The 24,607-nt window shown below is 57.4% G+C and carries 20 protein-coding genes and 4 tRNA genes; 6 read left to right on the forward strand and 18 right to left on the reverse strand.

The features are described 5' to 3' along the window. Window positions 1-80: 80 nt before the first annotated feature. On the reverse strand, window positions 81-551 hold the full coding sequence (rpsG, locus tag KHU30_RS12705) for a 30S ribosomal protein S7 (protein WP_061532009.1): 471 nt from the start codon (window positions 549-551) through the stop codon (window positions 81-83). Window positions 552-688: 137 nt separating this feature from the next. Continuing rightward, the gene (gene rpsL / locus KHU30_RS12710) at window positions 689-1,072 is read right to left on the reverse strand and encodes a 30S ribosomal protein S12 (RefSeq protein ID WP_014004389.1); all 384 of its coding nucleotides are present in this window, start codon (window positions 1,070-1,072) and stop codon (window positions 689-691) included. A gap of 401 nt (window positions 1,073-1,473) precedes the next feature. Here rpsL and KHU30_RS12715 point away from each other — a divergent pair, with 401 nt between their 5' ends. Then, window positions 1,474-3,261, forward strand: coding sequence for a phosphoethanolamine transferase (locus KHU30_RS12715; protein WP_211443244.1), 1,788 nt, complete (start codon window positions 1,474-1,476; stop codon window positions 3,259-3,261). A gap of 105 nt (window positions 3,262-3,366) precedes the next feature. On the opposite strand, the gene rpoC is transcribed toward KHU30_RS12715, so the two are convergent. From rpoC to KHU30_RS12785, 14 genes are all read right to left on the reverse strand, one after another. Further along, window positions 3,367-7,605: a DNA-directed RNA polymerase subunit beta' gene (gene rpoC / locus KHU30_RS12720; RefSeq protein ID WP_211442984.1), complete on the reverse strand. Its 4,239-nt coding sequence runs from the start codon at window positions 7,603-7,605 to the stop codon at window positions 3,367-3,369. Window positions 7,606-7,709: 104 nt separating this feature from the next. Further along, the gene (gene rpoB, locus KHU30_RS12725) at window positions 7,710-11,816 is read right to left on the reverse strand and encodes a DNA-directed RNA polymerase subunit beta (RefSeq protein WP_211442985.1); all 4,107 of its coding nucleotides are present in this window, start codon (window positions 11,814-11,816) and stop codon (window positions 7,710-7,712) included. A 269-nt stretch (window positions 11,817-12,085) separates the two neighbouring features. Further along, window positions 12,086-12,460: a 50S ribosomal protein L7/L12 gene (rplL, locus tag KHU30_RS12730; protein ID WP_211442986.1), complete on the reverse strand. Its 375-nt coding sequence runs from the start codon at window positions 12,458-12,460 to the stop codon at window positions 12,086-12,088. A 73-nt stretch (window positions 12,461-12,533) separates the two neighbouring features. Continuing rightward, entirely contained in the window at window positions 12,534-13,031 is a 498-nt protein-coding gene (rplJ, locus tag KHU30_RS12735) for a 50S ribosomal protein L10 (protein WP_211442987.1), read from the reverse strand. Window positions 13,032-13,366: 335 nt separating this feature from the next. Further along, a complete protein-coding gene (rplA, locus tag KHU30_RS12740) occupies window positions 13,367-14,062 on the reverse strand; it encodes a 50S ribosomal protein L1 (protein WP_211442988.1) in 696 nt (231 codons plus the stop codon). Further along, complete coding sequence (gene rplK / locus KHU30_RS12745) at window positions 14,062-14,493, reverse strand: 50S ribosomal protein L11 (protein WP_038484621.1); 432 nt, start codon at window positions 14,491-14,493, stop codon at window positions 14,062-14,064. Before rplK ends, rplA begins: the two co-directional genes overlap by 1 nt. 152 nt (window positions 14,494-14,645) lie before the next feature. After that, window positions 14,646-15,245 (reverse strand): transcription termination/antitermination protein NusG, encoded by a 600-nt coding sequence (gene nusG / locus KHU30_RS12750; protein ID WP_061936347.1) that lies wholly within the window; start codon window positions 15,243-15,245, stop codon window positions 14,646-14,648. Then, on the reverse strand, window positions 15,245-15,628 hold the full coding sequence (secE, locus tag KHU30_RS12755; RefSeq protein ID WP_098495071.1) for a preprotein translocase subunit SecE: 384 nt from the start codon (window positions 15,626-15,628) through the stop codon (window positions 15,245-15,247). The genes nusG and secE overlap by 1 nt, the downstream gene beginning before the upstream one ends. 36 nt (window positions 15,629-15,664) lie before the next feature. Next, a tRNA-Trp gene (locus tag KHU30_RS12760) sits at window positions 15,665-15,740 on the reverse strand. Window positions 15,741-15,848: 108 nt separating this feature from the next. Next, on the reverse strand, window positions 15,849-17,045 hold the full coding sequence (tuf, locus tag KHU30_RS12765; RefSeq protein WP_061532011.1) for an elongation factor Tu: 1,197 nt from the start codon (window positions 17,043-17,045) through the stop codon (window positions 15,849-15,851). A 151-nt stretch (window positions 17,046-17,196) separates the two neighbouring features. Further along, window positions 17,197-17,271: transfer RNA gene (locus tag KHU30_RS12770), tRNA-Thr, on the reverse strand. 81 nt (window positions 17,272-17,352) lie between these two features. Beyond that, a tRNA-Gly gene (locus KHU30_RS12775) sits at window positions 17,353-17,426 on the reverse strand. Window positions 17,427-17,504: 78 nt separating this feature from the next. Continuing rightward, window positions 17,505-17,590 (reverse strand) — tRNA-Tyr (locus tag KHU30_RS12780). A gap of 169 nt (window positions 17,591-17,759) precedes the next feature. Beyond that, window positions 17,760-18,860, reverse strand: coding sequence for a gamma-glutamyl-gamma-aminobutyrate hydrolase family protein (locus KHU30_RS12785; RefSeq protein ID WP_211442989.1), 1,101 nt, complete (start codon window positions 18,858-18,860; stop codon window positions 17,760-17,762). A 223-nt stretch (window positions 18,861-19,083) separates the two neighbouring features. On the opposite strand from KHU30_RS12785, the gene kefF reads away from it, so the two are divergent. Genes kefF through arsC form a run of 3 tightly spaced genes read left to right on the forward strand, consistent with a single transcriptional unit; the run spans window position 19,084 to window position 21,889 of the window. Further along, complete coding sequence (gene kefF, locus KHU30_RS12790; protein ID WP_211442990.1) at window positions 19,084-19,671, forward strand: glutathione-regulated potassium-efflux system oxidoreductase KefF; 588 nt, start codon at window positions 19,084-19,086, stop codon at window positions 19,669-19,671. Between the two features lie 16 nt (window positions 19,672-19,687). Beyond that, entirely contained in the window at window positions 19,688-21,532 is a 1,845-nt protein-coding gene (kefC, locus tag KHU30_RS12795; RefSeq protein WP_211442991.1) for a glutathione-regulated potassium-efflux system protein KefC, read from the forward strand. Further along, on the forward strand, window positions 21,533-21,889 hold the full coding sequence (gene arsC / locus KHU30_RS12800; RefSeq protein WP_211442992.1) for an arsenate reductase (glutaredoxin): 357 nt from the start codon (window positions 21,533-21,535) through the stop codon (window positions 21,887-21,889). Window positions 21,890-21,915: 26 nt separating this feature from the next. Here arsC and KHU30_RS12805 read toward each other — a convergent pair whose 3' ends face one another. Together KHU30_RS12805 and KHU30_RS12810 are read right to left on the reverse strand one after the other, a co-directional pair. Further along, window positions 21,916-22,110, reverse strand: coding sequence for a DUF2905 domain-containing protein (locus tag KHU30_RS12805; RefSeq protein WP_061936327.1), 195 nt, complete (start codon window positions 22,108-22,110; stop codon window positions 21,916-21,918). A 30-nt stretch (window positions 22,111-22,140) separates the two neighbouring features. Then, entirely contained in the window at window positions 22,141-23,316 is a 1,176-nt protein-coding gene (locus KHU30_RS12810; RefSeq protein WP_211442993.1) for a class I SAM-dependent methyltransferase, read from the reverse strand. A 97-nt stretch (window positions 23,317-23,413) separates the two neighbouring features. Here KHU30_RS12810 and KHU30_RS12815 point away from each other — a divergent pair, with 97 nt between their 5' ends. Continuing rightward, window positions 23,414-24,175 carry an SDR family NAD(P)-dependent oxidoreductase gene (locus KHU30_RS12815; protein WP_211442994.1) on the forward strand — a complete coding sequence of 254 codons (762 nt, stop codon included), beginning with the start codon at window positions 23,414-23,416 and terminating at the stop codon, window positions 24,173-24,175. A gap of 7 nt (window positions 24,176-24,182) precedes the next feature. Next, window positions 24,183-24,581, forward strand: coding sequence for a dihydroneopterin aldolase (locus KHU30_RS12820; RefSeq protein WP_211442995.1), 399 nt, complete (start codon window positions 24,183-24,185; stop codon window positions 24,579-24,581). Window positions 24,582-24,607 lie beyond the last annotated feature (26 nt).

The following is a 24,607-nucleotide window of genomic DNA, read 5'->3' on the forward strand; positions in this document are numbered from 1 at the left end:
TTGATAAAAATATGCGCTCGGCTCGAACAAATTTCAGATGCGGACAGCGGCTCGAATCAGGGAGCCGGCTGCCCAGTCTATTAGAAGCGGAAGTGCGAGAACGCCTTGTTCGCTTCTGCCATACGGTGAACTTCGTCACGCTTTTTCATTGCGCCGCCGCGGCCTTCTGCGGCTTCCATCAATTCGCCGCCCAGGCGTTGCGGCATCGATTTTTCGCTGCGCTTGTTGGCTGCTTCACGCAACCAGCGCATCGACAACGCCATACGACGGACAGGACGGACTTCAACTGGCACCTGGTAGTTTGCACCACCAACGCGACGCGACTTGACTTCAACCAATGGTTTGGCGTTGCTGATAGCAAGGGCAAACACTTCCAGCGGATCTTTGCCGGATTTGGCTTGAATGTGCTCGAAGGCACCGTAAATGATGTTTTCTGCGACCGATTTCTTACCGGACAACATCAGGACGTTGACGAACTTCGCAACATCAACATTACCGAATTTCGGATCCGGCAGAATCTCCCGCTTGGGAACTTCACGACGACGTGGCATTTCGATTCCTTTCAATCTTCAGTTGAGCGACAGATCTTTTGTATCTGCACACTCGCGGACAGCCATCATAGCTACCCACTTACTCGGCCCATTGGGGACCGACACTTATTCGTTCGGCTTACGCCTGGCGAAAACTATTATTTCTTTGCAGCCTTGGCACGCTTTGCACCGTACTTCGAACGTGCTTGCTTACGATCCTTGACGCCCTGGGTATCCAGTGCACCGCGAACCATGTGGTAACGCACACCCGGCAAGTCTTTTACACGGCCGCCGCGCAACAGCACGACACTATGTTCTTGCAGGTTATGGCCTTCACCGCCGATGTACGAAATGACTTCGAAACCGTTGGTCAGGCGAACTTTGGCAACTTTACGCAAAGCCGAGTTAGGCTTCTTTGGAGTTGTCGTATAAACGCGGGTGCAAACGCCGCGTTTTTGCGGGCTGTTTTCCAGCGCTGGTGATTTGCTCTTTACGACCGCAGAAACGCGCGGCTGGCGAATCAATTGATTGATGGTTGGCATCGTTATATATCCAACAAAATTACGACGTTAATAACAACAATCCCGAAATCGGTTGTCCGGGATTGGACAGATACTTGCGCAAGGAATCGTGCGAATCGCACAACACCTGCGCACAATTCGATTCAGCAGTAGAGGAGGAACGCGCTATAAGAAAGCGGAAGCAGACCAAAGAACGTTCGGCCCATAGAGCCTACAATCGAGAACCCGCGAGTATATCCCTATGATGCCTCGCAGTCAACCGCTGTCTGTGATGGCCGCTCCGTAAACGCAACAGTCCGGCGAGCAGGATTGTTGCCATATCGACCATTTCACCAACGCCGCGCCCGGCTATATCTCATATGGCGCGATACCCGGCGCCAGCTTTGCGGGATAATGGGATTCGACTATCCTCTGCCGCCATGATGCTTGCCTTGTTTCGCCGCAAAAACCTGTTCGTGCTGGTTACTTACCTGGCCTTGTCCCTAGTCCCCTTCGTACCCTTGCTGTTCGGGCAGACGGTAGATCATCCTGCCCGCATCGTTGCCACCGAAATGGCGCTGTGGCTGGTGATCTGGTCGATTTTCAAGCGCCCCGCCCGGTTTCACTGGCTGTTGATCCCGGCCTTTCTTGCGCTGCCGACCGAACTCTACCTGCGCAAGTTCTACGGCCAGGGAATCTCCACCCATCATCTGGGCATCATTGCCGAAACCAGTCCCGGCGAAGCGCTGGAGTTCCTGGGCGACAAAATCTGGTGGCTAGCGCTGATCCTTGCGCTGGTCGTGTTGTGGTGGGCACTCAGCTGGCTGGCGGCCAGCCGTACCCGCGACCTGGATCTGGAAGGGCCTTCGCGCTGGTTCGGTTGGTTAGTACTTGCTGTCGGCCTATGCCTCTGGTTATATGGACAAGAGATTGGAGTTCAGCCAGCACCCGGCAGTGCCGAACGAAGCAGCCTGGCGGCCAGCCCAGGCCTGCACTTCGGCAAGCTGCCGAGCTGGGCGGCGACGCCGCTGGAAGCGGAGCCGGTCAGCCGCACCTGGCCCTTCGGCCTGGCGGTGCGCGGCTACGATTTCTGGAAAGAACGGGAATACCTGGACGACCTCGAACACAAGAACAGCCAGTTCCATTTCGGCGCGCATCAGGCCAGCCATCAGGACACGCCGCAAATCATGGTCATGGTGATCGGCGAATCGTCGCGCTACGACCGCTGGGGCCTGAACGGCTATCAGCGCGACACCAATCCCCTGCTCGGCAAGGAAAGCAACCTGGTCAGTTTTTCAGATGTGATTACGTCGGTGTCGGCTACCCGGCTGTCAGTGCCGGTGATGGTCTCGCGCAAGCCGGCCACCGAGAGCCTGAAGGCCGGCTTTGCCGAAAAATCGTTCATCACCGGCTATAAGGAAGCCGGTTTCAAAACCTACTGGATCTCGAATCAGATGTCCTACGGCAAGTTCGATACGCCGGTGTCGGTCTTCGCCAACGAGGCGGACGTGGTGCAGTTTCTGAATCTGGGCGGCTTTACCGACGCATCGAATCTGGATGCGATCCTATTGCCGCAACTGCAAAAAGCCATGGCCGACCCGGCGCCGAAAAAACTGATTGTACTGCACACGCTCGGCAATCATTGGAATTACAGCCACCGCTATCCGCAAGAATTCGATAAATGGCGGCCTTCCTTGTTCGGCATCGAGCATCCGGCCTATACCAACCTGGCTAACAAGCCGGCGCTGAGCAATAGCTACGACAACTCGATCCGCTATGTCGACTGGTTCCTGGCCCAGGTCATCGGCCAGCTGCGGGATTCCAGGCAATTGAGCGCAATGATGTATTTTTCAGACCACGGCCAGACCTTGTACGACGGCAGCTGCAAGATCGCCTTCCACGGCCACAATACTCAGTTCGAATTCCATATCCCCGCGCTGATGTGGTATTCCGACATTTATAAGCAATCCTATCCCGACAAGGTCGACCAGCTGCAACGTCACAAGCGCGCACGCATGACGACTGAAAACGTCTTCCATTCGCTGCTCGACCTGGCCGACATCCGATATCCGGACGAGCATCTGGATTGGAGTTTCCTGAGCAGCAAGCTGCGTCCGCACAAGCGCTACGTCGACAGCTACGGCTGGACCGATTACGACAACTCCACTTTCAAAGGCGATTGCCGGGAAGTGATCGACAACGGCAAGCCCATGCGCCAGCAAAAGGATTGAAGGCATCGCCGGCCGGCGTTACGGCTGGCTGATCTTGCAGGCATAAAAAAACGGCAGCGGATTTTCATCCACTGCCGTTTTGTCTTGCAGATTCGCTGCAGCGTATTACGCTTCGCCGCTCTCTTGCGCACCCAGCTCTTCAGCTGCGCGTGCTTCCGCAGCCGCCAGGCGTGCTGCCTGTTCGGATTGCAGCAGCGCGGTGCGCTCTTCCGCTTCCCAGCTGTCTTTTTCCTTGCGTGCACGATGGAACGCGAGACCGGTGCCGGCTGGAATCAGACGACCGACGATAACGTTTTCCTTCAGGCCGCGCAGCGTGTCTTTCTTGCCCATGATTGCGGCTTCGGTCAACACGCGGGTGGTTTCCTGGAACGATGCGGCCGAAATAAACGAATCGGTCGACAGCGATGCCTTGGTAATACCCAGCAGTACGTTTTCGTAGGTTGCAGGAATCTTGCCCGCTGCAATCACGCGATCGTTTTCGTCCAGCAGTTCCGAACGCTCGACCTGCTCGCCGGTGATGTAAGACGCATCGCCGGCATCAACGATCTGAACGCGGCGCAACATCTGGCGCACGATCACTTCGATGTGCTTGTCGTTGATCTTCACGCCTTGCAAGCGATACACGTCCTGGACTTCGTCGACGATGTAACGCGCCAGCGCTTCGATACCCAACAGGCGCAGGATGTCTTGCGGATCGGCTGGGCCGTCGACAATCATTTCACCCTTGTTCACGACCTGGCCGTCATGCACCAGCACTTGCTTGTCCTTGGTAATCAGGAACTCGTGCTTGTTGCCGTCCATGTCCGTGATTTCCAGACGCTGCTTACCCTTGGTTTCCTTACCGAACGCCACAGTACCCGTGACTTCAGCCAGCATACCTGCATCCTTCGGCGAACGTGCTTCGAACAGCTCGGCAACGCGCGGCAGACCCCCGGTAATATCGCGTGTCTTTTGCGATTCAGTCGGGATACGCGCCAGCACTTCACCAACGTGCACTTGCTGACCGTCTTTCACGGTAATCAGCGCGCCCACCTGGAAGCCGATCGTCACTGCGTGTTCAGTACCGGCGATCTTGACTTCTTCGCCTTGCTCGTTCAACAGCTTGACCTGCGGACGAACAGTCTTGGTAACCGAACCGCGACGCTTCGCATCGATAACCACCAGAGTCGACAGGCCGGTGACTTCATCGATCTGACGGGCCACGGTCGAACCTTCTTCGACGTTCTCGAAGCGGACGGTACCGGTGTACTCGGTAATGATCGGACGGGTCAGCGGATCCCATGTCGCCAGTGCTGTACCAGCCTTGATGGTCAAGCCATCCTTGACGATCAGGGTTGCACCGTAAGGTACTTTATGACGCTCACGCTCACGGCCATGGTCGTCGGTGATCAGGACTTCGCCGGAACGGGAAATCACGATCAGCTCGCCCTTGCCGTTAGTCACGTAACGCATGGTCGCCGTGAAGCGGACCGTGCCGTTGGACTTGGCTTCAACACTGGATGCCACTGCCGAACGCGACGCCGCACCACCGATGTGGAAGGTACGCATGGTCAGCTGTGTACCAGGCTCACCGATCGACTGCGCAGCAACCACACCGACTGCTTCACCGTTGTTGACCAGCGTGCCGCGGCCCAGGTCGCGACCGTAACATTGCGCGCACAGGCCGTAGCGCGTGTCGCAAGTCAGCGGCGTGCGGACCTTGACTTCATCGATGCCGAGGCGTTCGATTTCTTCGACTGCATCTTCGTCCAGCAAAGTACCGGATTCATACAGGGTGCCCTGGGTTTCCGGATTGACGATATCGTTGGCCGCAACACGGCCGAGGATACGGTCGCGCAGCGCTTCGATCACTTCACCGCCTTCAACCATTGCCTTCATCGAGGCGCCGTTGGAGGTGCCGCAATCATCTTCGATCACGACCAGATCCTGGGTCACGTCAACCAGACGACGCGTCAGGTAACCCGAGTTCGCTGTCTTCAGCGCGGTATCGGCCAGACCTTTACGTGCACCGTGGGTCGAAATGAAGTACTGCAAAACGTTCAGACCTTCGCGGAAGTTCGCGGTGATCGGCGTTTCGATAATCGAACCATCCGGTTTCGCCATCAGGCCGCGCATACCGGCCAGCTGACGGATCTGTGCTGCGGAACCGCGTGCACCGGAGTCGGCCATCATGTAAATCGCGTTGAACGATTCCTGGGTGCCCTTGGTGCCGTCGCGGCGGACCACGTCTTCTACCTTGAGCTGCTCCATCATGGCCTTGCCGACGTCGTCGCCGGCCTTGCCCCAGATATCCACAACCTTGTTGTAGCGTTCGCCGGCAGTCACCAGACCGGACGAATACTGCTGTTCGATCTGCTTCACTTCTTGTTCCGCGGTCGCGATGATGGTTGCCTTTTGCGGCGGTACCAGCATGTCGTCCACGCAGATCGAGATACCGGCGCGAGTCGCCAGGCGGAAACCGGACTGCATCAGCTGGTCGGCAAACACCACCGTCGCGCGCAGGCCGCACTTACGGAACGATGTGTTGATCAGCTTCGAGATTTCCTTCTTCTTCAACGCGCGGTTCAGCACGGTGAACGGCAGGCCCTTAGGCAGGATTTCCGACAGGATCGCACGGCCGACAGTCGTTTCGTAACGCTTGATGGTCTTGACGAATTCGCCAGTCACCGCATCCTTCGGATACTCGGTGATACGCACGGTAATGCGGGTTGTCAGCTCGACTTCCTTGTTGTCGTAGGCACGGATGGCTTCCGACACGTCAGGGAACATCATGCCTTCGCCCTTGCCGTTGATTTGCTCACGGGTGGCGTAGTACAGACCCAGCACGATATCCTGCGACGGTACGATCGACGGCTCGCCGTTCGATGGGAACAGGATGTTGTTGGAAGCCAGCATCAAAGTGCGCGCTTCCATCTGTGCTTCGATCGACAGTGGAACGTGGACCGCCATCTGGTCGCCGTCAAAGTCGGCGTTGAATGCGGCGCAGACCAGCGGGTGCAATTGGATTGCCTTGCCTTCGATCAGGACCGGCTCGAACGCCTGGATGCCCAGACGGTGCAAGGTAGGCGCACGGTTCAGCATGACCGGATGTTCACGGATCACGTCTTCCAGGATGTCCCACACCACGGAAGTCTGGTTTTCAACTTCCTTCTTGGCTGCCTTGATCGTGCTGGCGATGCCCATCACTTCCAGCTTGTGGAAAATGAATGGCTTGAACAGTTCCAGGGCCATCAGTTTCGGCAAGCCGCACTGATGCAGTTTCAGTTGTGGACCCACCACGATCACCGAACGGCCGGAATAGTCGACGCGCTTACCCAGCAAGTTCTGACGGAAACGGCCGCCCTTACCCTTGATCATTTCTGCCAGGGATTTCAGCGGACGCTTGTTGGCGCCAGTCATTGCCTTGCCGCGACGGCCGTTGTCCAGCAGCGAGTCAACCGCTTCCTGCAGCATCCGCTTTTCGTTGCGGGTGATGATTTCCGGCGCGCGCAATTCCATCAGGCGCTTCAGACGGTTGTTACGGTTGATGACGCGGCGATACAGGTCGTTCAGGTCGGAGGTCGCGAAACGGCCGCCATCCAGCGGCACCAGCGGACGCAGCTCAGGCGGCAGCACTGGCAACACTTCCATGATCATCCAGTCAGGCTTGATGCCCGAACGCTGGAACGCTTCCAGCACCTTCAGGCGCTTGGCGTATTTCTTGATCTTGGCTTCGGACTTCGACTCTTTCAACTCCTGACGCAGAGTCTCTGCATCGCGGTCGATATCGATCGCGCGCAGCAGCTCACGGATGCCTTCGGCGCCCATGAATGCGGTGAAATCGTCGCCGTACTCTTCGTACTTGGCGGCGTAGTCGTCTTCCGACATGATCTGGCACCGCTTCAGCGGCGTCATGCCTGGATCGGTGATGACGTAGGCTTCAAAATACAATACGCGTTCGATATCCCGCAGGGTCATGTCAAGGACCATGCCCAGACGCGACGGCAGCGATTTCAGGAACCAGATATGCGCAGTCGGCGAGGCCAGCTCAATGTGGCCCATGCGCTCGCGACGCACTTTTGCCAATGTGACTTCAACGCCGCACTTTTCGCAGATCACACCGCGATGCTTCAGACGCTTGTACTTGCCGCAGAGGCATTCGTAGTCTTTAATCGGGCCAAAAATCTTGGCGCAGAACAGACCGTCGCGCTCTGGCTTGAAGGTACGGTAGTTGATGGTTTCAGGCTTTTTTACTTCGCCATAAGACCACGAACGAATTTTTTCGGGCGACGCCAGACCAATCTTGATCGAGTCGAACTGTTCATTTTGCTGAACTTGCTTGAATAAATCGAGCAGTGCTTTCATGTATCACTCCAGTTGGCGTGAAGAAACTAAGATTCTTTACTATTGCTGCGTAGGGCGGGCAACGCTGCCCGCCCTACTGCTCTGTACTGCACCAGTACGACGGATTACTCGCGGTCGAGGTCCATGTCGATACCCAGCGAGCGGATTTCTTTCAACAACACGTTGAAGGATTCCGGCATGCCTGCATCGATCACATGGTCACCCTTGACCAGGTTTTCATACACCTTGGTACGACCGTTCACGTCATCCGACTTCACTGTCAGCATTTCCTGCAGCACGTACGATGCACCGTAAGCTTCCAATGCCCAAACTTCCATCTCACCGAAACGCTGGCCGCCGAACTGTGCTTTACCGCCCAGTGGCTGCTGTGTAACCAGCGAGTAAGGACCGGTGGAACGTGCATGCATCTTGTCGTCGACCAGATGGTGCAGTTTCAGGTAATGCATGTAGCCGACCGTGACGTTACGCTCGAAGGCTTCGCCGGTACGGCCGTCATACATCGTGACCTGGTTCTTCGAAGGCGTCATGCCTAGCTGCTTGGCGATGGCGTCCGGATAAGCCAGGTCCAGCATGCGACGAATTTCTTCTTCGTGCGCACCGTCGAACACTGGTGTCGCGAACGGCACACCTTGCTTCAGGTTGTCTGCCAGATGGAAGATTTCCTCGTCGCTCATCGCGTCCAGATCTTCTGTCTTGCCCGATTCGTTGTAGATCGTGTTCAGGAACTTGCGCAGCTCGGCAATCTTGGCTTGCGCCTTCAGCATTTCGCCGATACGCAGGCCCAGACCCTTGGCAGCCCAGCCCAGATGGACTTCCAGAACCTGACCGATGTTCATACGCGATGGCACGCCCAGCGGGTTCAGCACGATGTCTGCCGGCGTACCGTCGGCCATGTGCGGCATGTCTTCAATCGGCAGGATGCGAGAAACCACACCCTTGTTACCGTGGCGGCCCGCCATCTTGTCGCCTGGTTGCAGGCGGCGTTTGACAGCCAGGTAAACCTTGACCATCTTTTGTACGCCAGGCTGCAGCTCGTCGCCCTGAGTCAGCTTCTTGCGCTTTTCTTCAAATGCCAGATCGAACTGGTGACGCTTCTCGGCGATCGACTCCTTGATCGCTTCCAACGCTACCGCTGCATCGTCGTCCGCCGGGCGGATATCGAACCAGTGGTATTTGTCCAGGTCTGCCAGGTATTCCTTGGTCAGCTTGCTGCCCTTGGCCAGCTTCTTAGGACCGCCGTTGACAACCTTGCCGATCAACATGCGTTCCAGACGCTCGAAGGCATCGCCTTCAACAATCCGCAACTGGTCGTTCAAGTCCAGGCGATAGCGCTGCAGTTCATCGTCGATGATCTGCTGTGCGCGCTTGTCGCGCTGGATGCCTTCGCGGGTAAACACTTGCACATCGATCACGGTGCCGACCATGCCTGAAGGCACGCGCAGCGATGTATCTTTAACGTCAGAAGCTTTTTCACCGAAGATCGCGCGCAGCAGCTTTTCTTCCGGTGTCAGCTGGGTTTCGCCCTTAGGCGTCACCTTACCGACCAGCGTATCGCCGGCTTCAACTTCAGCGCCGATGTAGACGATGCCGGATTCATCCAGACGCGCCAGCTGGTTTTCAGCCAGGTTGGAGATGTCGCGGGTGATTTCTTCAGCGCCCAGCTTGGTGTCGCGTGCAACGACCGACAACTCTTCGATATGGATCGAGGTGTAGCGGTCGTCAGCCACGACTTTTTCGGAGATCAGGATCGAATCTTCGAAGTTGTAGCCGTTCCATGGCATAAACGCCACCAGCATGTTCTGACCCAGGGCCAGTTCGCCCAGATCGGTCGATGCGCCATCGGCGATCACGTCGTGCTTGGCGACGCGGTCGCCAACCTGCACGATTGGCCGCTGGTTGATGTTGGTGTTCTGGTTCGAACGTGTGTACTTGATCAGGTTGTAGATATCGACACCGACTTCGCCGGCAGTCGCTTCTTCGTCATTCACGCGAATCACGACACGACCTGCATCGACGTAATCAACGATACCGCCACGCAGTGCCTGCACGGTGGTACCCGAGTCAACTGCCACGGTACGTTCAATGCCGGTACCGACCAATGCCTTCTCTGGACGCAGGCAAGGAACTGCCTGACGCTGCATGTTGGCGCCCATCAATGCACGGTTCGCGTCATCGTGTTCGAGGAACGGGATCAGCGAAGCAGCAACCGAAACCACCTGGCCTGGCGCCACGTCCATGTACTGGACGCGTTCTGGCGACACCAGGATGGTTTCGCCGGCTTCACGCGCAGAAACCAGCTCATCCGACAACTTCATCGACTTGTCGATGGTCGCATTCGCCTGGGCGATGATGTAGCGGCCTTCTTCAATCGCCGACAGATAGTCGATCTGGTCGGTCACCTTGCTGTCTTCAACCTTGCGGTACGGTGTCTCGAGGAAACCGTATTCGTTCAGGCGAGCATACAAAGCCAGCGAGTTGATCAGACCAATGTTCGGGCCTTCCGGTGTTTCGATCGGGCAGACGCGGCCATAGTGGGTCGGATGCACGTCGCGGACTTCAAAGCCAGCGCGCTCACGGGTCAGACCGCCCGGTCCAAGTGCCGATACGCGGCGCTTGTGGGTGATTTCCGACAGCGGATTGGTCTGGTCCATAAACTGCGACAACTGCGACGAACCGAAGAATTCACGGATAGCAGCCGAGATCGGCTTGGAATTGATCAGGTCATGCGGCATCAGGTTGTCCGCTTCGGCTTGGCCGAGGCGTTCCTTGACAGCGCGCTCGACACGCACCAGGCCGGCGCGGAACTGGTTCTCAGCCAGTTCGCCGACGCAACGCACGCGACGGTTGCCCAAGTGATCGATATCGTCCACTTCGCCGCGGCCGTTACGCAATTCCACCAGGATTTTGATCACGGCCAGCACGTCGTCGTTCGACAGCGTCATGGCGCCGGTCAGTTCATCGCGGCCGATGCGGCGGTTGAACTTCATGCGGCCGACAGCCGACAGATCGTAACGATCAGCGTTGTAGAACAGACCGTTGAACAGCGCCTCGACCGAGTCTTCGGTTGGCGGTTCGCCTGGACGCATCATGCGATAGATCGCGACGCGGGCAGCCATCTGGTCGTTGGTATCATCGCTGCGCAGAGTTTGCGAGATGTAGCTACCTTGGTCCAGGTCGTTGGTGTACAGGGTCTGGATGTCGCCGATGTCAGCTTCACGCAGCTTGGCCAGCAATTCTTCGGTCAACTCGTCGTTGGCGTTGGCGACAACTTCGCCAGTGTCGCCGTCAACGATGTTGCGCGCCAGGACGCGGCCCAGCAGGTAGTCTTCCGGTACCGAGATATGCTTGATGCCCGCAGCTTCCACGTCGCGCACGTGCTTGGAATTGATGCGCTTGTCTTTCGCGACCAGGACCTTGCCCGCTTTATCGGTGATGTCGAAACGCGCAACTTCACCACGCAGGCGTTCCGCCACGAATTCCATCTCGGCGCCTTCGTTACGCAACGCGAAGTTGTCGAATACGAAGAAGTTGGCCAGGATCTGCTCGACCGACATGCCGATCGCTTTCAGCAGGATCGTGACAGGCATCTTGCGGCGGCGGTCGACGCGGAAGAACAGGATGTCTTTCGGGTCAAACTCAAAGTCCAGCCATGAACCGCGGTAAGGAATGATACGGGCCGAGAACAGCAGTTTGCCGGACGAGTGCGTCTTGCCGCGGTCATGTTCAAAGAACACGCCTGGCGAACGATGCAGCTGCGATACGATAACGCGTTCAGTCCCGTTGATGACGAACGAACCGGTAGTCGTCATGAGCGGCAATTCGCCCATGTAGACTTCCTGTTCTTTCATTTCCTTGACGACCGGCTTGGTCGGCGATTCCTTGTCCAGGATCACCAGACGCACCTTGGCGCGCAATGGCGACGCGAAGGTCAGGCCACGCTGTTGGCATTCCTTGACGTCGAACGGCGGATCGCCGAGCACGTACGACAGGAATTCGAGACGCGCAAAACCATTGTGCGAAACGATAGGGAAAATAGAGGTGAAAGCCGATTGCAGGCCCTCATTCTTACGTTGAGACGGTACTTTGTCTTGTTGCAGGAAGCCAAGATACGACTCGAGCTGGGTCGCCAGCAGGAACGGAACGTGGTGAACGTTAGCGCGTTTCGCAAAAGATTTACGAATACGCTTCTTCTCAGTAAATGAGTAGTGCATTGAACACTCCGTGAGTGACAGGAAGGATAGAGAATTCAGGATTCGCTGGATATTTTGGTGAAACTAGACAAAACTAATGGACTAGCTACACTGTCTTAACCAACAATTCCTCAAGTCTCAGCCCTTCGAGCTTGATGGCAACGGACGCTTAATAAAACAACAAGCGCTAAACAAAATCAAAAACGACAAAGGAGCCAAAGCCGAACCCTCCTTTTCGAGAGTTCTGCACTTTGACTCCAGCGCAATAAATGCGCTCTAAAAAGCTGAAATTACTTGATTTCAGCTTCTGCGCCGGCCTCAACCAATTTCTTGGCTGCTGCATCAGCGTCGGCTTTCGAAACGCCTTCTTTAACTGCCTTCGGTGCGCCGTCAACCAGGTCTTTAGCTTCTTTCAAGCCCAGACCGGTGATTTCGCGGACAGCCTTAATCACGCCAACCTTGTTCGCGCCGATGCCCTTGAGCATGACGGTGAACTCGGTTTGCTCTTCAGCAGCAGCAGCAGCGCCGCCGCCGGAGCCGCCAGCAACTGCAACAGCAGCTGCGGAAACGCCGAACTTCTCTTCGAATGCCTTAACCAGGTCATTCAATTCCATAACAGTCAGACCATCGATCTGGGTCAGGAATGCATCTTTATCAAAAGCCATGTGAAACTCCTAATTTTTTACAGTAATAACATCTGATTGGTTTTAACGCCAAGAAAGCGCCATGAAACGGCAATTAAGCAGCTTCGGCTTCTTTCTTTGCTGCCAGAGCAGCCAAACCACGCACAAATCCAGCGATCGGCATCTGCATCATGCCCACAACTTGGGCCAGCAGAACTTCGCGACTTGGAATGTTTGCCAACGCTTGCACAGCTGCTTTATCAAGCGGCTTGCCAGCGAAGTTACCTGCCTTGACAACCAGTTTGTCGTTGGTTTTTGCAAAGTCGTTGATGACTTTTGCAGCAGCAACGGCATCCTCGGAGATCGAATAGATCAACGGGCCGGTCATTTGCGAGGCGAGGTCGGCAAACGCGGTACCTTCAACGGCGCGACGTGCCAGTGTATTTTTCAATACACGCAGGTACACACCCTGGGTACGCGCATTAGCGCGCAGTTGGGTCAAGTGACCAACCTGGATGCCACGATATTCGGCCACAACGATAGTCTGTGCATTTGCAACTTTTGCAGAGACTTCGGCGACTACGGCCTTTTTGTCATTCAGATTGAGACTCAAGATCAACCTCCAAAAATGATGCTCGGACAATACACAGCCGCAGATGGCTGCTTACCTTACATCGGTTCGAACACGGCGTCCGAAGTTAGGAGTTCAGAACTTGCGCATGACTCGGAGTGAACCAACACGCAGCGATGAGACTACAAAACTTGTTCGGGTACACCATCTGCGTTGGGTTGCTTGCGCGATTTAACTTTGTGCCGCAATTTAAAAGCAGTTGCGACACGCCGCCCAACGGTCTTTGATTGCCTGGACCTGCATCGTTACCGCCAATACAGGTCCAGCCCAAAGATTCGCCCGCCGGCTTTCGCCAACAGGACTTAATTCAATGCAGCTTAAGCAGCCAGAGTCGATTGATCGACACGGACGCCAGCGCCCATGGTCGAAGACATCGAGATCTTGCGCAGGTATACACCCTTGCTGGTGGCTGGCTTTGCTTTGCTCAATGCGTCGATCAGTGCCAACAAGTTGGACTTCAGTTCTGCATCGCTAAACGATTTACGGCCGATGGTTGCGTGAACGATACCGGCTTTGTCGGTACGGTATTGCACTTGACCGGCTTTTGCGTTCTTGACGGCAGTAGCGACGTCAGGCGTGACAGTACCGACCTTCGGATTAGGCATCAAACCGCGTGGGCCCAGGATTTGACCCAGGGTACCAACGATACGCATGGTGTCTGGCGAAGCGATCACGATATCGAAAGGCATGTTGCCGGCTTTGATTTGCTCAGCCAGGTCTTCCATGCCAACGATGTCGGCGCCGGCAGCTTTAGCTTGCTCGGCTTTTTCGCCGGAAGCAAATACTGCAACGCGAACGGTCTTGCCGGTGCCGGCTGGCAGCACGACGGAACCGCGAACCACTTGGTCCGATTTCTTTGCATCAACGCCCAATTGGACGGATACGTCGATCGATTCGTTGAATTTTGCAGTTGCGCATTCCTTGATCAGTGCAACAGCGCTGTCGAATGGATATGCCTTGGTGCGATCAACTTTAGCTTTGATCGCTTTTGCGCGTTTAGTTAACTTAGCCATTACAGACCCTCCACCGTGATGCCCATCGAACGAGCAGAACCAGCGATAGTACGAACGCCGGCTTCCAGATCAGCACCAGTCAAATCGGGCTTCTTCAAGGTAGCGATTTCTTCTGCTTGCTTACGGGTGATCGAACCGACTTTGTCGGTATGCGGCTTAGCCGAACCCTTGGTGATGCCAGCAGCCTTCTTGATCAGGATCGTTGCCGGAGGCGTCTTCATCACGAATGTGAAGGACTTGTCAGCGAACGCGGTGATCACGACTGGAATTGGCAGGCCCGGCTCAACACCCTGGGTCTGGGCATTGAATGCCTTACAGAATTCCATGATGTTCAGACCGCGCTGACCCAGTGCTGGACCAATCGGTGGGGATGGGTTTGCTTTACCAGCTGGGACTTGCAGCTTGATAAAACCAATGATTTTCTTTGCCATGATGGCTCCTACGTTAAGTGAGTATTAGCGCCTTTTTGATCCGCCGGTTGAACCGGAGAATTTAATAGGGCTCCTCTTACTGCATCGGATTTCGTGGACTTTCGCCCATGACGCTCCGAACGGCGTTTATTCTTAGACTCGCTTGAACCAGCTTAGACTTTTTCGACCTTGTCGAATTCCAGTTCAACCGGCGTAGCGCGGCCGAAAATGGTGACGGTCACGCGTACGCGCGATTTCTCGTAATTCACTTCTTCGACGTTGCCGTTGAAGTCGGTGAAAGCACCTTCCTTGATACGCACCAGCTCGCCGACTTCGTACAGAACCTTAGGCCGTGGCTTCTCGATGCCGTCTTGCATCTGCTGCATGATCTTGTCGACTTCATGCTGCGGAATCGGGGTAGGCTTGTTCGACTTGCCGCCGATGAAACCTGTCACTTTGTTGGTGTTCTTTACCAGATGCCAGGTTTCGTCCGTCATTTCCATCTCGACCAGGACATAGCCCGGGAAGAAACGACGTTCGGTAACGGCTTTCTGGCCATTCTTGACTTCAATTACTTCTTCAGTCGGCACCAGGATCTGGCCGAACTGCTCTTGCATTCCAGCGCGGTCAATGCGCTCGGTAAGCGCGCGTTGCACGCTCTTTTCCATACCGGAATAAGCATGCACCACATACCAGCGCTTTTTGCCCGCTGGCGCCGAAGGCGTTACAGCAGGCGGCGTTGCTTGCGCATCGTTTTGTGTGCTATCGCTCATTATTGTTTCCAACCCAATATCACGTCGTACAACAAGACTTCGAGGATCTTATCGATGCCCCACAGGAAAATCGCCATCACCAGCACAAATGCGAAAACAATGGCAGTAATCTGCATCGCTTCCTTGCGGGTCGGCCAGACCACCTTTTTTGTCTCACGCACTGCTTCTTTGGCGAAACCAAGGAATTCACGGCCCTGGGTCGAAGTCCATGCCAGCGCGACTGCCGCCACCAAACCGGCAACCAGTGCACCAGCGCGCACCAGACCAGACTGGCCCGACAAAAAATAAAAGCCGACAACGCCGGCGACGACAGCCAAAACTGCCAGTATTACTTTGAGCTTGCTGCCGGATTCGCCGACAGTTTGCACAGGGTGGTTAGACATACGCGGTTTACTTTCAGTACCCTACACCTGAATCGGTGGCAGGGGCGGAGGGCATCGAACCCCCAACCTCCGGTTTTGGAGACCGGCGCTCTGCCAATTGAGCTACACCCCTACGCTTAAAACACTTCGCTGACCAGCCGCTTGGCAACTTCTTGTACTGATCAGACATCAACGCCGCGAGACGGGCCTTCCCGGGTCGCGGCGATTACTGCTATTTCAATTACGCGTCAGGCAGGATCTTGGCAACAACGCCTGCACCAACAGTACGGCCACCTTCGCGGATCGCGAAACGCAGACCTTCTTCCATCGCGATCGGATTGATCAGCATCACTGTGATCGACACGTTATCGCCTGGCATGACCATTTCTTTGTCTTTCGGCAATTCGATCGAACCAGTCACGTCCGTCGTACGGAAGTAGAACTGTGGACGATAGTTGTTGAAGAAAGGCGTGTGACGGCCGCCTTCGTCTTTCGACAGAACATAGATCTCGCCTGTGAAATGCTTGTGTGGCTTGATCGAACCTGGCTTGGCCAACACTTGGCCCCGCTCCACGTCTTCACGCTTGGTGCCGCGCAGCAGCACGCCTACGTTGTCGCCGGCTTGACCTTGGTCCAGCAGCTTGCGGAACATTTCAACGCCAGTACATGTGGTGTCTTGCGTATCGCGGATACCCACGATTTGCAGCGCTTCGCCAACCTTGACGATACCGCGCTCAACACGACCGGTCACAACCGTACCGCGGCCGGAGATCGAGAACACGTCTTCCACTGGCAGCAGGAAGGCGCCGTCAACAGCACGTTCCGGTGTCGGGATGTAAGTGTCCAGTGCTTCCGCCAGAGCCATGATGGCTTGCTCGCCCAATGGGCCAGTGTCGCCTTCCAGGGCCAGCTTCGCCGAACCCTTGATGATCGGCAGGTCGTCGCCTGGGAATTCGTACTTGGTCAACAGCTCGCGCACTTCCATTTCGACCAGCTCGAGCAACTCTTCGTCGTCGACCATGTCGGCCTTGTTCAGGAACACGATGATGTATGGCACGCCAACCTGACGCGACAACAGGATGTGTTCGCGTGTCTGTGGCATCGGGCCGTCAGCTGCGGAGCACACCAGGATCGCGCCGTCCATCTGGGCCGCGCCAGTGATCATGTTCTTCACATAGTCAGCATGGCCTGGGCAGTCAACGTGAGCGTAGTGGCGGTTTGCAGTTTCGTATTCAACGTGAGCGGTGTTGATCGTGATGCCGCGCGCTTTTTCTTCCGGCGCTGCGTCAATCTGATCGTACGCTTTGGCTTCGCCGCCAAACTTCTTCGACAATACTGTCGCGATCGCTGCTGTCAGCGTGGTCTTGCCGTGGTCGACGTGGCCGATAGTGCCGACGTTGACGTGCGGCTTGGTCCGCTCAAACTTGCCTTTTGCCATCTTAGACTCCTAAAGATTTGATGAGAATGTTCAGGCCAGCGCCCGACCGTCTTACAGATTGAAAACTCGAATTGAAAACCCGAATCAATAGTGACATCCAACTTTTACGGCGCCAGTGCCGGCGCCGCAAATAAAACCGAGATACTAAATCTGGTGCCCTTGACGTGGATCGAACACGTGGCCTCTCCCTTACCAAGGGAGTGCTCTACCACTGAGCTACAAGGGCTATGCTGTATGCGTGCTTCGATTATTAACAACACGCCCAACTTAATGTTCTTGCTTTTTTTGCTGCTTTTGCAAAATCTACTGGAGCGGGTGAAGGGAATCGAACCCTCGTCATAAGCTTGGAAGGCTTCAGCTCTACCATTGAGCTACACCCGCGAGATCATTTCAATTCAGCTCACTTCACTTCTACCGCCGCAATATCTTTACAGCTGCTGCTTTTACTTCTTCCCAAAATGGTGGAGAGGGCTGGATTCGAACCAGCGTACTCGTAAGAGGGCAGATTTACAGTCTGCTGCCATTAACCACTCGGCCACCTCTCCGCAGGGAACCCCAGATTATAGTAAAGCACCCTCTGAGTGTCAACTGTGGAAATCGATTTCTTCTAAATATTTCTTAGTTTTTTCAATTTCCCCGTCGCAATGCCATCGGGCCTGGCCGGAATCGGGAAAAAGCGTAAAAACACTTCACCGGCCAAGGCGCGAGATAATATCAGAAACGCGTCTCGCGTGCAGCTCTTAAAAATCCATCGAGGATTGGGGTGCAATCAAGCAACTGCGGACCGCCGGCCCGGTGGAACTCCGGATGCCATTGCAAACCCATGACAAAAGCTGCCTTGCGGTAACGAATTGCTTCGACGATATTGTCGCTGCCGGAAATCGCTTCCACCGTCAGGTCGCGCCCCAGATCGCGCACCGCCTGGTGATGGATGGAATTGACCACCCATTCGTTCTGCTCGCTGCCGTGCGTATTGAACAAGGTTGCCAGAGAGGAACCCGGCGGAAACTGGATCGCATGGTGCAGCCGGTCGTACTCATCGTTCACATGCTTGATCGAGGTCGGCACATCGGTGGCAATGTCCTGATACAGGGTGCCGCCAAAGGCTACATTGATTAATTGACAACCGCGGCAAATCCCCAGCACCGGCTTGCCCGCTTCGATGAATTCATGCAGCAGCTCCAGCTCGTACATGTCGCGCACGCGGTCGCCGCCCCATTCCGGCCGGGTGGCCGCCTGGGCGTAGCTTTGCGGCGAAACGTCGGCGCCGCCCTGCAGCACCAGGCCGTCCAGGTGCTTGGCGTAATCGCGCAAGCGGATCGAGCTGGGATGGACCAGACCGTTGGTGTTGACGGTAGGAATCATGAACACCAGCACATTGCGCGACATGACCCACTGCGCGATCGACTCTTCCAGGTATTGCAGGGTGCGCCCGCGCAGGCCCTTGGCGCCCTCTTCCGGATGGAAGATGCGCGCCGAGATGCCGATCTTCAGGGTCCGCTGCATCATGCGGCGGCCAGCCTTGTCCGACAGCGCGCGGAAACGCGCGGCGATCAGCTTCCAGGTTTGCGGCCAGGGAGGGGAGTCGTCACCGCCCGGGCCGGCAGCCCTGAAAACGGCGCCAGGATGCGGCTGGGCTGCAGCCGGTTCTGGCTGAGCAGCGGCAGGTTGCGGCTGAGGAGACTCCTTTGCGGCTGGCGCGACAGGCGCGGCCGGGCTCGTTTGAGACGCTGCAGCTGGCAGGGGTTCGAACGTTCCCTCTGGAACGGAATTGGCTGGATCGCTGGGCGGATCGCTCGGTTTGGTGTCGGACATATTTATTAGGAATTGTCAGAAGTAAAAATGTTTGCGAAAGTACTGCTAGCATGTGGCTGCGAATAAAACCGTGCAGCACTTTGTCACGCCGATCAAAAAACTATTTGCCAAAGTATAGGCTCGATTAGCCTGTGAGCATGGTTTTCATGATCGGTTCAGCCAGAATCGGCGGTTTGCCGAATATTTCCCTTTTTGATTTGCTTAAATACCCAGCCTTGCCGACATGTCCAAACCACCGCAAATCCTGATCCTGTACGCGCATCCGACGCCGCACCATTCACGCGTCAACCGCCGCCTGGCGCAGGCCGCCGCCAAGATGCCGAACGTCAAAGTACACGACCTCTACGAGCTCTTTCCCGATTTCCATATCCCGGTACGGCGCGAGCAGGCGCTGCTGCACGAAGCGGACCTGATCGTGTTCCAGCATCCGGTGCAGTGGTACAGCATGCCGGCACTGCTGAAACAATGGCTCGATTCGGTCTTCACCCCCGGCTGGGCTTACGGCCCCGGCGGCACCGCCTTGCACGGCAAGGATTTCTGGCTGGTCGCCACCCTGGGCGGCTCGGAGCGCTCCTATCAGCCGGAGGGCCACAACCAGCGGCCGTTCTCCGCCTTCCTGCCGCCCTTCCAGCAGACCGCCGAGCTGTGCGGCATGCGCTGGCTCCCGCCGCATCTGCTGTTCGGCGCCCACCAGGTCAACCAGCAAACCCTGGCGGCCTACATAGATACCTACAAGAAGCGCCTGTCGCACTATCCCAACTGGCCCGAACTGCTGGCAGCCAGCACAACCGAGCCATTAACCAGTATCTAAGCGGTACCTGAACCTCATGGAACAAAGTCTCTTATTCAATGCCTTGATCTACCTGGCGGCAGCGGTCGCTGCAGTGCCGATCGCCAAGCGCCTCGGCCTGGGCGCGGTGCTGGGCTACCTGCTGGCCGGCATGGCGATCGGCCCCTGGGGCCTGCGCCTGATCGACAATGTCGAAGACATCCTGCACTTCTCCGAATTCGGCGTGGTGCTGCTGCTATTCATGATCGGCCTGGAGCTCGAACCGAAACGCCTGTGGTCGCTGCGGCGCTCGATTTTCGGCTGGGGCACGGCGCAAGTGATGGCGGTGTCGCTGGCGCTGTTCAGCGCTGCGGCAGCGGTCGGCGTCGACTGGAAAACCGCTCTGATCGCCGCGCTCGGCATGTCGCTCTCGTCCACCGCGATCGCGCTTGCTACCATCAACGAACGCAAGCTGACCGGCACGCCGGCCGGCCGCGCCGGCTTTGCCATCCTGCTGTTCCAGGATATCGCAGCGATCCCCATGATCGCCATCGTGCCGCTGCTCGGCGTCGCTGCCGCACATGGCAGCGGCGAAGGCTGGATCGGCGGCCTGAAAGTGCTGGCGGTGATCGCCACCTTGATCGTCGGCGGCCGCTACCTGGTGCGGCCGCTGATGCGCATGATCGCCCGCACCGGGCTGCGCGAAATCTTTACCGCCTTCGCACTATTGCTGGTGATCGCCATCGGCCTGCTGATGGAGTCGGTCGGCATGTCGATGGCCCTGGGCAGCTTCCTGGCCGGCGTCCTGCTGGCGGATTCGGAATACCGGCATGCGCTGGAAACCGACCTGGAGCCGTTCAAGGGTCTGCTGCTGGGACTATTCTTCATCGCCGTCGGCATGTCGGTCGACTTCGGCCTGCTGCTGAGCCATCCCTGGCTGATCCTGGGCCTGGTGGCCGGCTTCCTGGCGATCAAGCTGGCGGTGCTGTACCTGCTCAGCAAAGTATTCCAGATCGCCCGCGCCCAGCAATTCCTGTTTGCCGCACTGCTGTCGCAAGGCGGCGAATTCGCCTTCGTGGTGTTTGGCGCAGCCGCCACCGCCCGCGTCTTTTCCGAGGAAACCTCCTCCATCCTGGTGGTGGTGGTGGCCTTGTCGATGGTGACCACGCCGCTGTTGCTGGTGCTGTACGACAAAGTCATCGCCCCCTATTTCCTGAAGGCGCAAAAACGGCCGGACGACGACATCGACGACAACGAAAACCCGGTCATCATCGCCGGCTTCGGCCGCTTCGGCCAGATCATCGGCCGCCTGCTGCACGCCAACAAGATAGGCTTGACCGTGCTCGATCACGACCCGGACCAGATCGACCTGCTGCGCAAATTCGGCTTCAAGGTGTTCTACGGCGACGCCACCCGCATCGACCTGATGCATGCCGCCGGCATCGCCAAGGCGCGCCTGCTGGTGGTGGCGCTGGACGATATCGAAGGCAGCCTGAAGCTGGTGGCGGCGGTGCGCCATGAATTTCCCGACCTGCAGATCATCGCCCGCGCCCGCAACGTCACCCATTATTTCGACCTGATGGACCTGGGCGTGACCGTGATCGAGCGCGAAACCTTCGAATCGGCGCTGCTGCTGGGCCGCGAAGCCTTGCGCAGGCTCGGCTTCGGCGCCTACCGGGCGCGCCAGGCGGCGATGAAATTCCGCGCCCACAACCTGCAAACCCTGCACGATATGTATCCGCACCAGAAAGACCAGCAGCAGATCGTCTCGATTGCCAAGCAGGCGCGCGAAGAACTGGAAGAAATGTTTGCGCATGACCGCATCCTGCGCGAGGATATGCCCGCCAGCGGCTGGGACGATGAAGTCGTGCCGCTAGATGAGACTACACAGGAATCTAAATAAATGATCACGATCTATCACAATCCGCGCTGCTCGAAATCGCGCGAAGCCTTGGCCATAGCTGAGCAGTTCAGCAATGAACACAAACTCAAGCTGGAAATCGTCGACTACCAGAAGACGCCGCTAACGCTAGCGCAGCTGAAGGATCTGCACTGGACCCTGGGCGGCCCGGTCAGCGCCATGCTGCGCGACAATGAACCGGAATACGCAGCGCTCGGCCTGGCGCAAGCCGACGATGCCGCCTTGCTGGAGGCACTGGCGGCGCATCCGAAACTGCTGCAGCGGCCTATCGTGGTTTACCGCAAGCGTGCCGTGATTGCACGGCCGCCGCAGCTGCTCAACGAATTTTTCGGGAATTGAACCTAGGGTGGGCACGGATGCGCGCCCTACAGTATCCGCACCAGCAGGAAGATCACGGTCGACAGCAGGACGGTCGAGGCGAACGGCAGTGAGAAATTCTTGCCGAACAAGGTGAAGCGCACATCACCGGGCAGGCGGCCGAGGCCGAGTTTTTCCAGCCAGGGCAAGGCGCTGGAAAACACAATCACGGCAACGAAAATCACCAGCATCCAGCGGATCATGTTGCGCTTTCAAGGAACAAAGTCATGGGGCTACAGGCGATGGCTGCGGTCATGGCGGCTGAAACGCTCGGGCAATTCAGCGCCGACGCCTACCGCCAGCACCTTGAACAGCTCGCCCATTTCGGCCGGCGACACCAGTTTCTGCAAGGCGTTGGCCTGCGGCAGATACTGTAAGGCATTCTCGGGCGGCGTGCGCAGCAGCAGCTGGCCGATGCCCGCCTCCAGCAAAAAGGAAGCCTGGCTGGTGTAACCCAGCAGATCCAGGCCGGAATCCAGCGCAGCCCTTGCCATGGCGGTGAAATCGACGTGAGCGGTCACATCCTGCAAACCCGGCAGATAAAAAGGGTCGGGATGGGCGTGATGGCGGTAATGGCACATCAGCGTGCCCTGGTCGCGCTGCTGCAGATAGTATTCCGCCGCCGGGAAGCCGTAGTCGAAGAACAGGGCGACCGCGCCCTGCCCGGCTTTCAGCATGGCTGCCAGCGAATGCATGAAGCCGATGGCGACCGGGTGCACTTCAGTCAGGTGGCCGGGAGCCAGCGTATCGGCATCGGGAATCTGCGCGATCAGCGCCGGATCGGCCGGGCGGTCGATGTAGACAAATTGTTCATTTTCGTCGCTCAGGCCGACGCCGCGCTGCTGCCAGCCCTGCCCGCGTTCGCCCAGCACCACCAGTTCGACCGGCATCGCATCAAGCACCTCGTTGCCGAGCACCACGCCGGAAAATGCCTCCGGCAAGCGATCCAGCCACTGCACTTGCGAGAAATCGCGCAGCTTCAGCTGCTGGCGGGCACGCAGTTCGGCCGACAGTTCGACGATGTAATAGGCTTGCAGCGGCCGCTCTGCGTCGCCGTGGGCGGCGAGTTCCGTCAGGATATCGAAAGCCAGCTGGCCGCTGCCGGCGCCGAATTCGAGGATTTGCGGCTGCAGCGCCGGGGAAGCAGCGCGCAACTCTGTTGCCAATTGCGCCAAAGTTGCGCCAAAAAGCGGCGTAATCTCGGGCGCGGTTGTAAAATCACCGTCTTTGCCCAATTTTTCTGCACCGCCGCTGTAATAACCGAGGTCCGGCGCATACAGCAGCAGTTCCATGTAACGTGCGAACGAAATCCAGCCCTGCTGCAGGCGGATTTCGGTGGCGATCAGATTGTGTAACAGGCGCGATGCGCGCTGTGCTTCGACCGAAGCTTCAGGTAATTGCAGTTGCATGGCGCTATTGTAGGAGATAACGCGCGCGCTCAGCGCAAAACCAGTCCGGTTCGACCAAAAGTAGTCCATTAGTAAATCACCAAGCCAGTTTGCCATTATGCCAACCAGAAACGCTCCAGACCACGCCGTAGCCCTGATCACCGACGCCGCCAGCGCGGTCGGCCGCGCCATTGCGCTGGCGCTGGCGCGGCAGGGCTGGCGGCTGGCGCTGCATCATCAGAAAGAGCAGGCGCCGGCGGCGCTCACGGCGCTGCTGCAGGAGTGCGAGGCGCTGGGCGTCAAGGCGGCGGCCGTGCGCTGCCGCCTTGATGATGAAAAAGACATCGCCGCCTTGCTGCCGGCAGTCGCCGCGGCGCTGGGCGCGGTCCGTTGCCTGGTCAACAACGCCAGCCATATCGAGCACGATACCGCGGCGGCGTTTTCGCCGGCCGGCCTGGCGCGCCACATGCAAGCCAACCTGGCGGCGCCGCTGCAGCTGGCGCAGGAACTGCATGCAGCCACACTCAAACGCCCGGGTGCGCAGGCGGTGGTGATCAACCTGCTGGACCAGAAGCTGTTCAATCCGCAGCCGGATTTTTTATCCTATACTTTGTCCAAAGCCGCGCTGCACAGCGCCACCACCTTGCTGGCGCAGGCCTTTGCGCCGCAAGTGCGGGTGGCCGGCATCGCACCGGCGCTGCCGGCGGCCGGCTCTGCCATCGACTCTGCCGCTTTAGAAGATATCGCGGCGACAGTCTGTTTTGTCGCCGCTTCCTCCGCCATTACCGGCAGCACGCTGCTGGTCGATGGCGGCCGACATTTGCATCCTCACTCACGGGACAAGAGCGCCGCCACGGGCCCGCTGTTCCAACCTCACTGAAAAAGCCATGCTCTCCGCACTCATCCATCCCGACCTTAGCGATTGCCGTCGCCTGTTTCTGCGCGACTACGAAGTGCAGATCAATATCGGCGTCTACGAATCTGAAAAACAAGGCACGCAGCGCGCGCTGATCAACGTCGACCTGTTCGTGCCGCTGGCTTTGTCGACGCCGACCAAAGACCATGTGGATGACGTGCTGGACTACAATTTCATGCGCAATACCGTGGCCAAGCGCATGGCCCAGGGCCATATCCATCTGCAGGAAACCCTGTGCGACGACCTGGTCAACGCACTGCTGCTGCATCCGCGCGTGCGCGCAGTGCGGGTATCCTCGGAAAAACCGGACGCCTATCCCGACTGCCGTTCAGTCGGCGTCGAAGTATTCCGCATCAAGCCGAAAGCCTGAGCCCCGCAGCGCAAAGCAACGCAGAA

It is taken from the genome of Collimonas humicola, from assembly GCF_018304945.1.
GTDB lineage: Bacteria > Pseudomonadota > Gammaproteobacteria > Burkholderiales > Burkholderiaceae_D > Collimonas > Collimonas humicola.

Coding starts and splice junctions, on each gene's coding strand:
- rpsG (WP_061532009.1), bottom strand. CDS start 551: ATGCCACGTCGTCGTGAAGTTCCCAAGCGGGAGATTCTGCCGGATCCG.
- rpsL (WP_014004389.1), bottom strand. CDS start 1,072: ATGCCAACCATCAATCAATTGATTCGCCAGCCGCGCGTTTCTGCGGTC.
- KHU30_RS12715 (WP_211443244.1), top strand. CDS start 1,474: ATGCTTGCCTTGTTTCGCCGCAAAAACCTGTTCGTGCTGGTTACTTAC.
- rpoC (WP_211442984.1), bottom strand. CDS start 7,605: ATGAAAGCACTGCTCGATTTATTCAAGCAAGTTCAGCAAAATGAACAG.
- rpoB (WP_211442985.1), bottom strand. CDS start 11,816: ATGCACTACTCATTTACTGAGAAGAAGCGTATTCGTAAATCTTTTGCG.
- rplL (WP_211442986.1), bottom strand. CDS start 12,460: ATGGCTTTTGATAAAGATGCATTCCTGACCCAGATCGATGGTCTGACT.
- rplA (WP_211442988.1), bottom strand. CDS start 14,062: ATGGCTAAGTTAACTAAACGCGCAAAAGCGATCAAAGCTAAAGTTGAT.
- rplK (WP_038484621.1), bottom strand. CDS start 14,493: ATGGCAAAGAAAATCATTGGTTTTATCAAGCTGCAAGTCCCAGCTGGT.
- nusG (WP_061936347.1), bottom strand. CDS start 15,245: ATGAGCGATAGCACACAAAACGATGCGCAAGCAACGCCGCCTGCTGTA.
- secE (WP_098495071.1), bottom strand. CDS start 15,628: ATGTCTAACCACCCTGTGCAAACTGTCGGCGAATCCGGCAGCAAGCTC.
- tuf (WP_061532011.1), bottom strand. CDS start 17,045: ATGGCAAAAGGCAAGTTTGAGCGGACCAAGCCGCACGTCAACGTCGGC.
- KHU30_RS12785 (WP_211442989.1), bottom strand. CDS start 18,860: ATGTCCGACACCAAACCGAGCGATCCGCCCAGCGATCCAGCCAATTCC.
- kefF (WP_211442990.1), top strand. CDS start 19,084: ATGTCCAAACCACCGCAAATCCTGATCCTGTACGCGCATCCGACGCCG.
- kefC (WP_211442991.1), top strand. CDS start 19,688: ATGGAACAAAGTCTCTTATTCAATGCCTTGATCTACCTGGCGGCAGCG.
- arsC (WP_211442992.1), top strand. CDS start 21,533: ATGATCACGATCTATCACAATCCGCGCTGCTCGAAATCGCGCGAAGCC.
- KHU30_RS12805 (WP_061936327.1), bottom strand. CDS start 22,110: ATGATCCGCTGGATGCTGGTGATTTTCGTTGCCGTGATTGTGTTTTCC.
- KHU30_RS12810 (WP_211442993.1), bottom strand. CDS start 23,316: ATGCAACTGCAATTACCTGAAGCTTCGGTCGAAGCACAGCGCGCATCG.
- KHU30_RS12815 (WP_211442994.1), top strand. CDS start 23,414: ATGCCAACCAGAAACGCTCCAGACCACGCCGTAGCCCTGATCACCGAC.
- KHU30_RS12820 (WP_211442995.1), top strand. CDS start 24,183: ATGCTCTCCGCACTCATCCATCCCGACCTTAGCGATTGCCGTCGCCTG.